Raw genomic sequence first — 12,133 nt, 5'->3', positions numbered from 1 at the left:
GCGGCGAAGGGATGACTTACTCCCCTGACTGCACGCTCTTCATGGCTTCGAGAAGCTGGCCCTCGAAGTACTCGCTCCCATCTCGTTCCTGCTCTTTTATGCGGCGCTTTGCTTCTATAAGCATCTGCGTGACAGCGATGTCCTGATTCAAAAAAGTGGCAACCATCAGGTCGGTCAAATTTGCTAAAGGGGTATCCCAGACCGCCCTGCAACGCTGCATCAGACCTGTAGGTGAATCCCCACACCACGGACCCAAAAAATTTGAGATTGTAAGATTCGAATTCATGAACCGACCTCTGAAGAAATCGAAGGGTGGGTCATTTCGCATGACCAGAAGATAGCTAAAAAACGAGATCGGATGACTACTTGGCCGATTGCGACCCTTCGCGATAGGCAGCATACGGCCAATAGAGGTCGTCCGCGAATGGCTCGTTTCGGCCAGAAGCGGACGTTGATGGCCGACCGCTTAGGGCCAATAGCTGCCCTACGCAGGTGGGCAAAAATCGGCCATTTGCAACCACTCCTGGACTCCCTCAGAATCGTGGCTTACGTAAAATCAAAAAAGAGTTGTCTAATGAAACCGCTAGTCGAATACTGCAAAGGAGCTGTGAAAGCATTAAATGCTCAATATGAAATGAGCAACGTGCTAGGTCACTCTGCTACTGCTGGCTCAGCGCGTGAGCGTCTTATCCAAGATTTTCTTATTGCGCATCTCCCAGAAATGACCAGCGTTGTAAGTGGGATGATTATTGACTCGAGTGGGCAGCGGTCCAAACAACAAGATATCGTACTGATGTTACGGTCGATGCCACGACTACCCTTCGCCAGTGGTCATGATCTTATATTTCAGGAGGGAGCTGTAGCAACTTTTGAAATTAAAACACAAATATCACCATCTACTCTCGAAACTATTGCGATCAACATTGCAAGTGTCAACACGTTGGTACCAAGCACATTAGAGGGTGTTCAATTAGGTGATCTGGACTGGCCGTATGCAAGAATATTAAATGTCGTTCTCACATACGGCGGATCCGCCTTGGATGTCATTGAGCGAAAGCTAACTGAACTGCCTACTGCAGGTCAGCCAGATGTCTATTTAGATCTCACAAAGGGAATTCTGATTAAGAACGATGGAGTGCTATTGGTGCAGGATAGTTTTGCTCCGTACATTCAGATCAATGATGCAGGGGTAGGTCTAGCTCGCTTGCTTGCATTACTGTCAAAGGTGACCGGTCGTTTAGTAATGCGCAGCGTGCATTGGGATGCTTATATCTCTTGACTATTCTTGACTGGTAGTGACCGTTAATGAACGGCAACTACCGGCCATAAACAGACGTAGGAGTATGAGCTGCTCCCGACCAATAGCCGTCAGTCGCAAGTTTATGAATATGAGGACGTAAGAGCATTAACATTGATAATGTGTACGTTCGGAGAAGGCTTAGTAGTATTTACCAAACAAGCCTCCTGTCGATTTGTATTGTCCGTAAAGACCTGTTAGACATTAAGAGTTCGCGAGATAATTTGCCGAGCTAAAGCAGCTATAACTTGTAGAGCAGCCAGCACGATAGTAACACCTAGTTAGCGTCGATTATCAACTTCTGTTACAGGATGCTCGCCCAAGTCTTCTGGAAGCTCATCTAGAAGTTCTTTTGAGTAGTACCGTAGAACTATCTCACCCTTTGTTAATCTTTCCGTCCAATACCTACCCACTAGCTTTTGTTTTGGCTTCTCAATGATCTGAAATACTGCTGCTCCATCATGGGGAATACTCCGCTCGTTCAAGCTTAGTCTGGGCTTGCTAGTAAAGGTATAAGCTACGCTTTTAATCTGTCGATCAGGATTGATAAGAAAGCCCTCAGAATACGAAGAGCTTTCCATTTCACTCGTACGCATCATGCAGCTAATGTGGAAGAAAGATTGATTCACAGTCAGCATTACTGGTATAGGAGGCGGCTTTGCGCCCGTCTCTGGATTTTTCCAATCCGAATAAATAAAGCCCACCCAGCTTCCATTTAAATTCGGAAATGGAACAAGCCAACCTCTAAATATTTGAAATCTCCATCCCCATTTAACAAATACTGCTACCACCAAAAGATCAATGCTCACAACTTTCGGAATTAATCCAAAAAAATCCAGCATCTTAGATAGATCTAGCTCGCTGAAGTAGGCAATCGAGAACCAAACAATTGCTGAAATCCCGACTAGCAGATACAGCGAGTTTTTAAGTGTTACATTGCGCATTATTTGAATCCAAAGTAGTTCCAAGCTGCTTTTGAAAACTCGCGCCCATCTTCACGAGTCCATTTTTGATTTGGATGAAATAGAAAAAAACATTCATTCACCTCTACCCAGCGCCCAGAGTCCGGCTCTTCACCTTGAAGACTGTCCCAAATATGAAGAAGCATAGCTCTGAAGCATTCTGTCCAGGTTGAATGAGCAAACACGGTGTCTGGACAGTTGTAGGCTAGGCATTCCATAAAGAAGGATGGCAGTTCGCGAAACATTTCATCTCCTGCCATTGCGTTTTCAACGCGCTTTAAAAGTCGCGCCCCTTTTTTATAGGCATTACCAGTTCGTCTGTTCTTAGCTGTCCCGTTTTCCATTTGCTGAGCTGGATAGTTAACGATACTAGTGCCATCCGTCTTGAATATTTTAGTTCCATTTCTCGTCTCATGGCTCAGGTGATATTGAAAGCTAAAGCATGGAACGACATCAGCATCTACGCGCGCTGAGCTAGAATTTATCTGTATTGCGGTAGACCCCATGGAGTCTACTTGGTCGGGGAATTTTGCATTCATAGCCGAAAGAAGCTCGGCTCGCAACTTTGCTGGGGTCCAAATCCCCTCATATGGTTTGCCAGGCGTATAATTTCCTTTTTCATGCTCCTCCCAATATAGAACTTCTGTACATTCCACCGCTATATCGACATCACTATCTGAGCGCACATTAGTGTTGTTGGCATAAGATCCTTTCGCATAAACCTTCAACGAGCAATTGTTGAATGGTTCGTGTGAGTTTATCGCTTGGCGAATCATTCGCTCCGTTCTATCCTGCTTGTCCTGCTCGGTGTCACTCGAAGGGCCAGTCCATCCGGACAATTTATTTTCCAGGCTCATTGCTTATCCTTTTAAACGCTAGCTATAAGTAGGCTACACATGCAGCATAATTTTTACGCAGAATGCGTCGCATAACGTTCCTTGTATCGGTTAAATTGCCAAGCCGTTCGCCGTTTTGATCCGCGTCATTACCTGCTCAGTGATCTCGACCGTAGACAAATCACCCGTATTGATGACTGTGCTGTGGGGGTAATAGGCTCGAATGAGTGGTTCGTGATTGTTATAGCACACAAAAAGAACGTCATTATCTTTCATTCGTGCCTTCAAGGTCGGTAAATAATCGGGTTCAGCGTCGCTCCCCATGATCATGACGTGCGGACTAGCGAAATGGGCTAGAACTGCTCGATCAATCATCTGAATCCCCCGATTTGTCGAACGAATCGCTGACGCCCAACAAGCATCAATCAACGAAAAGACTAGATCTGTCTTATTCGAGTCAAAAATAATATCCACTATTCTGGGATACCACTCTAAATGACCGATGGCTGCTGGCTGAAGCTCTTGCGGATCGAAACAAGCTTTAACTAGGTCTTTTGCTAAGTCTGAGAGCTTGTCAGTGTCGTAGAGTGACCTGCTAACGAGGTCGTTGTACTCATGATTCTGAATCGGATCGCTGATCTGCAATATCTGAATAGCATCCAACTGCCCGCTGCCCTGGCTAGGACGTAACGAAAACTGGGAGGCTATGAAAGATTTTCGCAACATTTGAAGCTGAATCTCAGATAGTTGGCTGAGCGTAATAATCATGAATCGCCTGCTGTTGCCCTTGATTTCACCTCTACCGATCGCAGCCGCCAAACGGCCATAGTATTTGGCTTTCTCGTTCTCCATATCGTTCATACAGCCCGAAAGGAGCGCGGTGTAATCATCAGCAGTGAGATGCTGGGTCACCTCTGGTGTGACCTCACCCTCAAAGACATTCTTGATGAACTCCTCGTAGCGCTTTTCAGTTCGACGCTCCATCTGAATCGCTGCCTGCTTACTCAAAATCTGCAAGCTTTCATAGCCAGCAGTGAGTAGTCCGCCTCCTGGCAAAAGCCCTACACCGGCTTTGGCCGCAATCGATATCAGTTCAGTTAGTGGATGCTCTCTGTCCTGTGTCATCTGAAAATTTCCTCTCGATGATTATATGGATCCGCGCAAGAAGGTCGGACACGATGTCAGGACAAGTCTTTTCGTACAGAGCCTAGCAATTCATATTGCCAAGCGGATCTTTTTGACCGCCTGATACGCTCACCAATATGCCCGAGATTGGCCCCGCTTCGCCTGCAACGTCGGATGAATGTTCCGATTTCGTAAGCGATTCTGGATGACTGCTTCTGGCCGAAAGCGGTCAGCCATGACCGCCTACTTTCGATCCAAAAGGGACCTACTGTATACACCCATAAAAGCGAAACTCACCCACCACTCAACCTTCAAATCAACCGATCCACAACCCTCGCATTCCACAATTCCCGATACCGCTCCCGCCAGCCCGGACTCCCCTTATCCAACCACTCCAACGTCGCCTCGATACTCTCAGGGCTGATGTTGAAGTGATTGATATGCTCCTCGATCCGCTCTTGCGATAAATGCAGCGAATCCAGATAGCCATTGAAAGAATCCGCCAGCACCACGTACTCATCGCCCTGCTGACGGCGCCCAGTCCAGGCAGGTAAGCCCGCCACCATCGCCGCCACGTCCTGGCGCCCTTCCCGCAGGTCCAGCAGCAAGATACTCGCGCCGCCGTCGCGACCGATCGGCAGCAATCCCGTTGCAGGGAAACCGGGCTGCGCACGCAGTTGCTCCAGTTCGAAGGGGTTGGATTCATACTCTTTGTCCGGGTCCAGCCCGTACAGTGAAAAACTCAGTAGCTCCTCGTCGCCATTGGCCAGGGTCGCCAGCACATCGTATTCCACGTAGGCGCCGTTGCAGGTCTTGAGGAATTGGCGATAGTCGTCCGGCAAGCGGGCACCGAGGCTGGTTTCCAGTTGCGCGATGGCGCGGTCGGTGGCGCCTTCACGGGTGTCTTCGAGGATGAGTCCGCGGTAGTCAGTCATTGTTGTCTCGAAAAGGTATTGGGGCCCTAGAGGTCTTGAAACACACCGCGTCGCACAATCAGTCCGACACATCGATAACAAGCGGCAAGCGCTGCGCTCACTCGCTGGCCAGATGTCTCTCGATCAGCCTCGCTGCCTCATCTGCGTGAGTAAAGCCCAGGCTGTGATCGGCGCCAGGGAAAACGTGCAGTTCAGCGCGGGGCAACAGTTGGGCAAGGTACTGGCCGACGCGAACGGGGCTGATCGGATCAGCGTCGCCCCAGAGCAGCAGGACCGGCATGCGCAACTCGACCAAGCGGGATGTGAGGTCGGTGCGGTCGTCGAGGAACCAACTCGGCAGTGTCGAGTTGGCCGCCGCAAAATCCGGGCGCCAGTCGTGCGCGCCCAGCGCCGACATGTCCACCCCGCCCGAGGTGACGGTCAGCACCAGGTGGGTGATCAGCTCTGGGCGTTCAAGTGCTGCGAGCACCGCGACGATACCGCCCATGGATTGCGCCACAAGCGCTGTGGGTTGGTCGATCTCGGCCAGCACACGCGCCACCAGGTCACTCATGCCGGTCACGCCAGGCATGGGCGGTGTGTCTCCAAAGCCGGGCCAGCCGATATGAACTGGCTGCGCCAGGTGGGTCAAGCGCTCAGCGACCGGTTGCCAGAATTGGGTGTTGCCTGAGGCGCCGGGCAAGAAGATGAGTTTGGCGGGGGATGCGGTCACGGGTTCGTCCTTGAAAATGGGATTGAAAGAGTCAGCAGGAGGCCAAAGGGATACCGCCAGGTTCAATGACCGGTTCCAGCCTCACACCACACTCGCCCGATGCAGGCTGCTCATATGCCCAATGCCCGCCGCCTTCAAACGACTCACCAGATCCTCCCGCGCCGCTCGCCCTCCCGAACGCACGTATTCCAGCTCCGCCGCCGTAATCAATACCACCGGCACCAATCTGACCGGAGACAAGGGCATGTCATCCAGTTGGGTAGGAAAATCCGGTGCCGGGGCGCCGAGCAGAACGCCGGTGGAGTCGTCATCGGTCACGAAGAGCTTGGGCAGTTGATCGCTCATTTGATGCGATTGGCTGAGCCCGGGAAGCTCAAGGGATAGCGCCCCGTGCTGGTCGAGTTGATGGGTGATGCCGCCCGCGTCGGCCACCGTTTTGGCAACGTGCTCCAACAGCTCGAATGCCCAACTGCGCTTGAAAGGATCGACCTCCCCCACGGGGCCATAGGCGTGCTCGGGGATATTCGCGGTTTCGACGAACAATTCCATCTCGAAACCGTTGCCCATTCCTTCCGTATCATCGAATGGATCGGACAGGCCTTCAGTGGCGAGGATGATCGCGTCGCCACGGCGCACCACGCGGTAGGCCTGGCGGGTCGAAGGCCAGTACGGGCCGCCGGAAAAGGTCGGGCTGATCAGGTAGGCAAGGACATCCCGCTCGACCGTGCCGACAGCGCTCCAATGACGATCCAGGCACGCTGCGCCAGCTTCCCGGACGGCCAGATTGGCGGCCTCAGCCTCGGTCAGGTCGCCAAGCTCCTGGGGTTGCGGTGCAGGCTGGGCGTCTTGGGTTTCAGGGGCTTTCGATGAACCGAAGAGCTTCTTGAAAAAATTCATGGGCGTTCCTTGCTGGTTTTTCGCTGAGCCTCATCTGTGTCAGCACTCGCTGATCCAAGGGCAGGCGTTGGGCGCATTGTGGCGTGTTGGCGTTGATATGAAAACGCGGGCAGGTACTTGCGGGCAGTTTCAACGAAAGGCGTGACAATCAGGCTATACACCGTCAGGTAACGCGCGTGGTCCTGTTCTCCGGTGCCGAAACGCAAGTGCTCGGGCTGCGAGCGGGTGACATAGAGCGTGCCGAACATCCAGTCCCACAGCGACAGGTTGACGCCGAAATTGCGATTGAAATGGCGCGGTGCATCGCTGTGGTGGATCTGGTGCTGGGCCGGACTGTTCAGCACATGTTCCAGCACCGGGCCAAAGGACAACCAGACATGGGTGTGACGCAAGTTGGCCGCCAGGCTATTGAAGATGAACACCAGGTACGTCACACCGAACAACGTGTAGCGGCTGATCTCACCACCACAGACATACCAGAAGCCGCCCGCGAAGAGGCCCATGCAGGCGGTGATGCCGAGCTTCTCGACGATCTTTTCCACAAAATGCACCCGACTGGCCGTAGCCGGCACTAGCACTGGCGCCGAGTGATGCACCTTGTGAAACGCCCAGAGCCAGCGCGAATGAAACGCCCGGTGCGCCCAGTAGTGGACGAAATCCTTCACCAGGAACACCCCCAGCCCATAGAGCAAGGCGAGCGAAAGGTTCTCCCCCAGACGCGGACGCGCGCCCCAGAGGTTGCTGAAAAAAGCCAGGTAATCCCCGGAGCGCAGGATGTACGGATCGACCAGATGAACAATGGGCAACACCAGGGCAATCTTGAGAATCGCCCGGACGAAGTAGTAGCGATAGTCCAGCAGTGCCGAACGGTGCAGATGCACCTGATTGCCGCCAATGAATTGCCAGAACGACCGGGCATCGGTCAGGCCGCGGTGTTTTCTGAAACGGAACAGGCCATAGGCGACACCGTAGGAGGCGCAGAGAAACAGGACCCCGAGGCGGCCGTTCAGGTTGAAAATGCCGAGGAACTGCTGGGTGACGGGTTCGATTACCCATGCGCCCAGGTGTTGATAGACAAGGGAAAACGCATCCACGAACGGCCGCTCTCTGTCGAAGGAACGGCATTGTAAATCAGTCGCGTTGGGATGGGCTTGGGTTTTCAGGCATTTTCTGGGAGACCGCTCAAAGAATCCAGGGGCGGCCCGATCTAACACGACGCATATGGATGAGTGCGGTTCTACGATTATCTGGAGAAACTCGCTCTTCGACAGCAAAGGGCAAAAAGCCCAGCTTTGGATAAAGCAGCAAGCCCGCCGTATTTTCATTGAAACACGATACCTGCACCTCAGTGGCGTCATAGCGGTCGAATGCCAAGGCCGTCATCGTTTCCACAAGAAAACTGGCAACGCCTTTGTCTCGCGCCTCTTGGGCAACGATGACATTGCCGATACAGCAAACCCCATCTTTTTCGGCCCGATGGAAGTTAGCAAAACCAACGACACGGTTCCCAGCCTCGATGACCGTCGAATCGAATCGTTGGGCGATAGCCTCAGCCAACTGAGCCTCAGTCAGAGGGTATTGGGCTTTCGGGAACATATGGAACAGTTCCCGAGCGTCCTGCGCAAAGTTACAGAGGGTCTTGATGTCATCAGCCATCACTGGCCTGCTTTGCAATATCATTGGGCGTCCTTGAGATCTATGTACTGGGTGCCTTGGCTCACCTGATTTTGCTCAAACATCTGTCGGGGCGCCAGGACCGGACCGATTCCAAAAGGATGAATATGACATTGACGGTCGAACGTTTGGTCAGGATAGCAATGGCCAATCCAATCAACGCGCAAATCACCTCGCGCTTGCCTTCACTCGGGTTGAATCAATGCATGCTCACCGCTGGCTGCCTGTTCCAAGCCGTCTGGAATCATCAGTCACAACGGCCACCGGCTTGGGGCGTGAGGGATTACGACGTTTTTTACTTCGACCCTGATCTGTCTTGGGAAACCGAGAACGAAGTCATCAACGCCGCCCAGCGTGTCTTCCAGGACCTCGACGTCAACATCGAGATCAAGAACCAGGCTCGCGTCCATCCTTGGTACGGTCGGCGGTTTGGCAAGCCTTATCCTCAACTTCAGTCGGCCAGGGATGGCATTGATCGTTACTTGGTTGCCGGTACGTGTATTGGACTGGATGTTGAGACCGGTGAGGTCTATGCGCCCTATGGCCTGGACGACGTCGAGCAAGGTGTTCTTCGTATCAATCCAAAGAACCCCCAGCCCGATTTGTTCGCTGAGAAGGCGAAAAGTTATCAGGCTCGCTGGCCGTGGCTCAGGATTATGGAGAAATGATGCAAACCGCCATAACCCTGTGGCGAGGGAGCTTGCTCCCGCTGGGCGGCGAAGCCGCGCCAAAACGGTCTTCCAGACAAACGGCATCAACCGGTCTACGACGGCTACGCCGCCGAGCGGGAGCAAGCTCCCTCGCTACGGAACGTGTTGCAAATCCCTGCTCCAGGATTGAAACACCTACCGACTCAACCCTGGCTCATCGTCCCCGAAAAACTCACTTCCACCGGCCCGATAAGAAAGACCGCACCCACGCCATCCCATTGAACCGTCACGCTTCCACCATCACATTCAACCTCAACGCGCGGGTCCAACAAACCACGACGAATCCCATTGACAACCGCGCCACACGAGCAAGATCCCGAACCCAGCGCAATACCCGCCCCGCGTTCCCAGATGCGCAAGCGAATATGCGTGCGATCAATGATCTGGACGAAATGAACGTTGGTCTTGAGTGGGAATAGCGCGTTGGTTTCAATGGCTGGGCCGATGGTCGCGATATCAACGGTTGCCAGATCATCGACAAAATAGGTGCAGTGCGGATTTCCCATGCTGCAAGCGACTGGACTGCCGGCAAGTGGCAACACAGTGGTATCCAGCTCTTGGGCCAAAGGAATGTCCGACCAGTCGAAAAGCGGCACACCCATGTCGACGGAAATGTCGCCGGTTGGGGTACGCTCGCACGTCAGCAGGCCTCGGTTAGTGCGCAGCGCTACCGAAGCAACATTTGCTTCGCGCATCAGCATATCCGCCGCACCCCGCGTCGCACTGCCACAAACGTCCAGCGCGGAGCCATCCGCGTTCCAGAACATCACGCGGGCATCGGCATCGTCGCAATCGAGCAACACCGCGAGTTGGTTGAAGCCCACACCCCGGTTCCGATCCCCCATTCGCTGGGCCATGGCACTCGTCACCGGGTTGGCCGAATGTCGCGAATCGACGATAACGAAATCATCGCCATTGGCATGCATCTTTTGAAAGTTCAGCGGCATGCAAACGCCCTGCTGGAGATGGAAATCGAATTACCGTCAGGGTCTTTGGCGTTGGCGAAAGAGTAACCGTCCGCCCTGTGCGTAGCGCCAAACCTCAGGCCTTGGGCCAGGCATTTGGCCTTGAAACCCTCGACGTCCTGAAGATCAAAGACAAGCTTTACGGTGACTTGCCCTGTTTTAACGGCCTTACCTGCCGGGTGAACCATCAGGATCGCGCCACCGTTTGCAGGGCTCAATTCGGTGACGCGGTCATCGACTTTTCTTTCACTGGTAAAACCGAAGTGATGCTCATAAAAATCGCAGGTCGCTTGAACGTCCCGGACATACAACATGATTCGATTGAGTGACGGTTGCATGGGTTCTTCCTTGATCATTGTGAGTGTTGCGCTTGCCCAGATGCCTTGGTCATGACCTCCCAGGTCTTGGCGTCGGCAGGAATCAAATACTCGATGCGCAATGAGCTCATGATGATGTCGAGCGGCATGCCGAAGGTTGTGAACGTTGACATGAACGTCAGTTCCACCTGGGGGAGAGCCGACTCGTGTCAGCAACAGCGGAGGCACTTCATTCGCCAGCGCAGAATTGTTCAAGGCTTCCCGAGTAATCAGTGCGCAGTCCAGTTGACTCAATCCGGTCTGCTGGTGCAAGTGACGCAGTGCGCACCCGCCGAGATTGACGGCGTCGTTCGAGAAAAAGGTCGACTGGTCATCCGTTGACTCTGGTGACAGGTACTCCCGATTACCCACCTCTTTAAGCAACGCACCACAGCGTTCCCATCATGCGCATGCCTCCAGGGCACGCCAGCACTTCAAACTGCGGGATCGTAACCGCAGAAGACGATTGCAGCTCAAGGCCAATCAACAAGCACCGCTTTCGGATCGCCCTGGCGCATCTGGACCAGTTCAGCATCCGCCTTGGCTTGCGTCGCGTGGCAGAACTCGAAGGCATTCTGGGTCTTGCCACTCGGCCCCTTGGCCTCGGCCATGCACACCACCGCACCCGGCGCACAAACAGCGCTGTTAAGTTTGAAATCCCCCCAAACGCCAGGTTGTTCCTGCTTCACCTTGGCGATGTAGTTTTTGAGCGAGGGCTGCATGTCGCGCGCGGCTCCGGCGATCAATTTGACCGGGCTGACGCTAGCGCCGTAAGTGTGCTGGGTGGACAGTACGGCAGTGCAATACAGTGCATCGACCGGAACCGCAGCAGCTACGCCGTTCGCCATCAACGTCGGCGTCATTGATACTTGAGTCCCGCCAGGCCCCACCAGAACCGGCACGATGCTGAACGCGTTGTTTCGCCATACCTTCAGGTTCACCCGCGAGCCAATTGGCGCTTTTGCAACGGCCACCCTGAAATCGATTGAATCGGCGATAAGCCCGTTATCCACTGCCACGATCACGTCTTGAGGCAAGATCCCGGCCTGTTGCGCACCGCTCCCCGGAACAGTTGACAACACCACAACCCCAGCTGGGGGAGCTGACAGGGCCATGGCCCGCTTCGGATCGATGGTGTCGATGCTGGCGCCGATCCGGCCACGAGGTAAATTGGCGGGCTGGCAAGCTTTTTCCAGCCATACCTGGCTGGCCGCTTCTTTTCGAGCCGTGGCGACCTGCTTCATGATCGGCTCGGCGCTCGCCTGGTACATCGGCACTTCGCTGAGGGACATTTCGATGTACTCACAGGACTTGGAACGATAGCGGTCAGGCGTTTCCCGGGTCACCAGTTTTTGCAGGTCAATGGGCGGCAGGCCTTGGGGCGCGGCAATGGTGGAGGTCGCGGGAGAGACGCTGGCAGAGTCCGCAGTCGCGACCGAGGAGACGACGTAAGCGCCAGCCGCGAGGCCTGCGGCACTGGTCATTACGCTGGTGTCCACTCCTCCCATGGGAAGCAGCATCGCACCGACTACCGCCGCCTCACCGAGACCGCCATCAGAGGCACAGCCAGCCAAGGCAGTGAGCGAAAGTGCAACAGCGAGCCTGGTGCTTGATTTGAAGGCAGGAGCAAACATTTCGCTTCTCAGTGATGGATTCGAATGGAT

Annotated in this window: 15 protein-coding genes; 2 read left to right on the top strand and 13 right to left on the bottom strand. The window is 54.0% G+C overall.

The window, feature by feature from the left end:
* Positions 1–16: 16 nt before the first annotated feature.
* Complete coding sequence (locus TK06_RS32520) at positions 17–286, bottom strand: hypothetical protein (protein WP_153044859.1); 270 nt, start codon at positions 284–286, stop codon at positions 17–19.
* Between the two features lie 288 nt (positions 287–574).
* Between TK06_RS32520 and TK06_RS30085 the strand changes: the two genes are divergently transcribed.
* Positions 575–1,279, top strand: a complete 705-nt coding sequence (locus TK06_RS30085; protein ID WP_153044858.1) for a DUF6602 domain-containing protein — start codon at positions 575–577, stop codon at positions 1,277–1,279.
* A gap of 299 nt (positions 1,280–1,578) precedes the next feature.
* Here TK06_RS30085 and TK06_RS31355 read toward each other — a convergent pair whose 3' ends face one another.
* The 8 genes from TK06_RS31355 to TK06_RS30055 form a co-directional block, all read right to left on the bottom strand.
* Positions 1,579–2,241 carry a hypothetical protein gene (locus tag TK06_RS31355; RefSeq protein ID WP_086936748.1) on the bottom strand — a complete coding sequence of 221 codons (663 nt, stop codon included), beginning with the start codon at positions 2,239–2,241 and terminating at the stop codon, positions 1,579–1,581.
* Positions 2,241–3,116 carry a nucleotidyltransferase domain-containing protein gene (locus TK06_RS31350; RefSeq protein ID WP_086936747.1) on the bottom strand — a complete coding sequence of 292 codons (876 nt, stop codon included), beginning with the start codon at positions 3,114–3,116 and terminating at the stop codon, positions 2,241–2,243. The genes TK06_RS31355 and TK06_RS31350 overlap by 1 nt, the downstream gene beginning before the upstream one ends.
* A 90-nt stretch (positions 3,117–3,206) precedes the next feature.
* On the bottom strand, positions 3,207–4,220 hold the full coding sequence (locus tag TK06_RS30080; protein WP_063324983.1) for a hypothetical protein: 1,014 nt from the start codon (positions 4,218–4,220) through the stop codon (positions 3,207–3,209).
* A 311-nt stretch (positions 4,221–4,531) separates the two neighbouring features.
* Positions 4,532–5,155: an SMI1/KNR4 family protein gene (locus TK06_RS30075; RefSeq protein WP_063324982.1), complete on the bottom strand. Its 624-nt coding sequence runs from the start codon at positions 5,153–5,155 to the stop codon at positions 4,532–4,534.
* A 97-nt stretch (positions 5,156–5,252) separates the two neighbouring features.
* On the bottom strand, positions 5,253–5,867 hold the full coding sequence (locus TK06_RS30070) for an alpha/beta fold hydrolase (protein WP_063325250.1): 615 nt from the start codon (positions 5,865–5,867) through the stop codon (positions 5,253–5,255).
* A gap of 81 nt (positions 5,868–5,948) precedes the next feature.
* Positions 5,949–6,764, bottom strand: coding sequence for a suppressor of fused domain protein (locus tag TK06_RS30065; RefSeq protein WP_063324981.1), 816 nt, complete (start codon positions 6,762–6,764; stop codon positions 5,949–5,951).
* On the bottom strand, positions 6,761–7,858 hold the full coding sequence (locus tag TK06_RS30060; RefSeq protein WP_063324980.1) for a sterol desaturase family protein: 1,098 nt from the start codon (positions 7,856–7,858) through the stop codon (positions 6,761–6,763). The genes TK06_RS30065 and TK06_RS30060 overlap by 4 nt, the downstream gene beginning before the upstream one ends.
* Before the next feature lie 88 nt (positions 7,859–7,946).
* The gene (locus TK06_RS30055; RefSeq protein ID WP_063324979.1) at positions 7,947–8,444 is read right to left on the bottom strand and encodes a GNAT family N-acetyltransferase; all 498 of its coding nucleotides are present in this window, start codon (positions 8,442–8,444) and stop codon (positions 7,947–7,949) included.
* A gap of 101 nt (positions 8,445–8,545) precedes the next feature.
* On the opposite strand from TK06_RS30055, the gene TK06_RS30050 reads away from it, so the two are divergent.
* Positions 8,546–9,106, top strand: coding sequence for a nucleotidyltransferase family protein (locus TK06_RS30050; protein WP_063325249.1), 561 nt, complete (start codon positions 8,546–8,548; stop codon positions 9,104–9,106).
* 185 nt (positions 9,107–9,291) lie between these two features.
* Here TK06_RS30050 and dapF read toward each other — a convergent pair whose 3' ends face one another.
* The 4 genes from dapF to TK06_RS30030 all read right to left on the bottom strand — a co-directional run bounded on the left by dapF (position 9,292) and on the right by TK06_RS30030 (position 12,103).
* Complete coding sequence (dapF, locus tag TK06_RS30045) at positions 9,292–10,095, bottom strand: diaminopimelate epimerase (RefSeq protein WP_063324978.1); 804 nt, start codon at positions 10,093–10,095, stop codon at positions 9,292–9,294.
* Positions 10,086–10,451, bottom strand: a complete 366-nt coding sequence (locus tag TK06_RS30040; RefSeq protein WP_063324977.1) for a VOC family protein — start codon at positions 10,449–10,451, stop codon at positions 10,086–10,088. Before TK06_RS30040 ends, dapF begins: the two co-directional genes overlap by 10 nt.
* A gap of 14 nt (positions 10,452–10,465) precedes the next feature.
* Entirely contained in the window at positions 10,466–10,603 is a 138-nt protein-coding gene (locus tag TK06_RS31345; RefSeq protein WP_409077369.1) for a hypothetical protein, read from the bottom strand.
* A 339-nt stretch (positions 10,604–10,942) separates the two neighbouring features.
* Positions 10,943–12,103, bottom strand: a complete 1,161-nt coding sequence (locus tag TK06_RS30030) for a PDZ domain-containing protein (protein WP_086936746.1) — start codon at positions 12,101–12,103, stop codon at positions 10,943–10,945.
* Positions 12,104–12,133: the final 30 nt, after the last annotated feature.

Origin of the sequence: Pseudomonas fluorescens (genome assembly GCF_001623525.1) — a bacterium.
Classification (GTDB): Bacteria; Pseudomonadota; Gammaproteobacteria; order Pseudomonadales; family Pseudomonadaceae; genus Aquipseudomonas; species Aquipseudomonas fluorescens_Q.
Note: the sequence above shows the minus strand (reverse complement) of the source record. Positions and strands in the feature narration are given on the sequence as shown.

What these genes read in the sequence shown, in the direction of transcription:
- TK06_RS32520 (WP_153044859.1), bottom strand. Translation starts at nt 286, where the DNA reads ATGAATTCGAATCTTACAATCTCAAATTTTTTGGGTCCGTGGTGTGGG.
- TK06_RS30085 (WP_153044858.1), top strand. Translation starts at nt 575, where the DNA reads ATGAAACCGCTAGTCGAATACTGCAAAGGAGCTGTGAAAGCATTAAAT.
- TK06_RS31355 (WP_086936748.1), bottom strand. Translation starts at nt 2,241, where the DNA reads ATGCGCAATGTAACACTTAAAAACTCGCTGTATCTGCTAGTCGGGATT.
- TK06_RS31350 (WP_086936747.1), bottom strand. Translation starts at nt 3,116, where the DNA reads ATGAGCCTGGAAAATAAATTGTCCGGATGGACTGGCCCTTCGAGTGAC.
- TK06_RS30080 (WP_063324983.1), bottom strand. Translation starts at nt 4,220, where the DNA reads ATGACACAGGACAGAGAGCATCCACTAACTGAACTGATATCGATTGCG.
- TK06_RS30075 (WP_063324982.1), bottom strand. Translation starts at nt 5,155, where the DNA reads ATGACTGACTACCGCGGACTCATCCTCGAAGACACCCGTGAAGGCGCC.
- TK06_RS30065 (WP_063324981.1), bottom strand. Translation starts at nt 6,764, where the DNA reads ATGAATTTTTTCAAGAAGCTCTTCGGTTCATCGAAAGCCCCTGAAACC.
- TK06_RS30055 (WP_063324979.1), bottom strand. Translation starts at nt 8,444, where the DNA reads ATGATATTGCAAAGCAGGCCAGTGATGGCTGATGACATCAAGACCCTC.
- TK06_RS30050 (WP_063325249.1), top strand. Translation starts at nt 8,546, where the DNA reads ATGACATTGACGGTCGAACGTTTGGTCAGGATAGCAATGGCCAATCCA.
- dapF (WP_063324978.1), bottom strand. Translation starts at nt 10,095, where the DNA reads ATGCCGCTGAACTTTCAAAAGATGCATGCCAATGGCGATGATTTCGTT.
- TK06_RS30040 (WP_063324977.1), bottom strand. Translation starts at nt 10,451, where the DNA reads ATGCAACCGTCACTCAATCGAATCATGTTGTATGTCCGGGACGTTCAA.
- TK06_RS31345 (WP_409077369.1), bottom strand. Translation starts at nt 10,603, where the DNA reads ATGTCAACGTTCACAACCTTCGGCATGCCGCTCGACATCATCATGAGC.
- TK06_RS30030 (WP_086936746.1), bottom strand. Translation starts at nt 12,103, where the DNA reads ATGTTTGCTCCTGCCTTCAAATCAAGCACCAGGCTCGCTGTTGCACTT.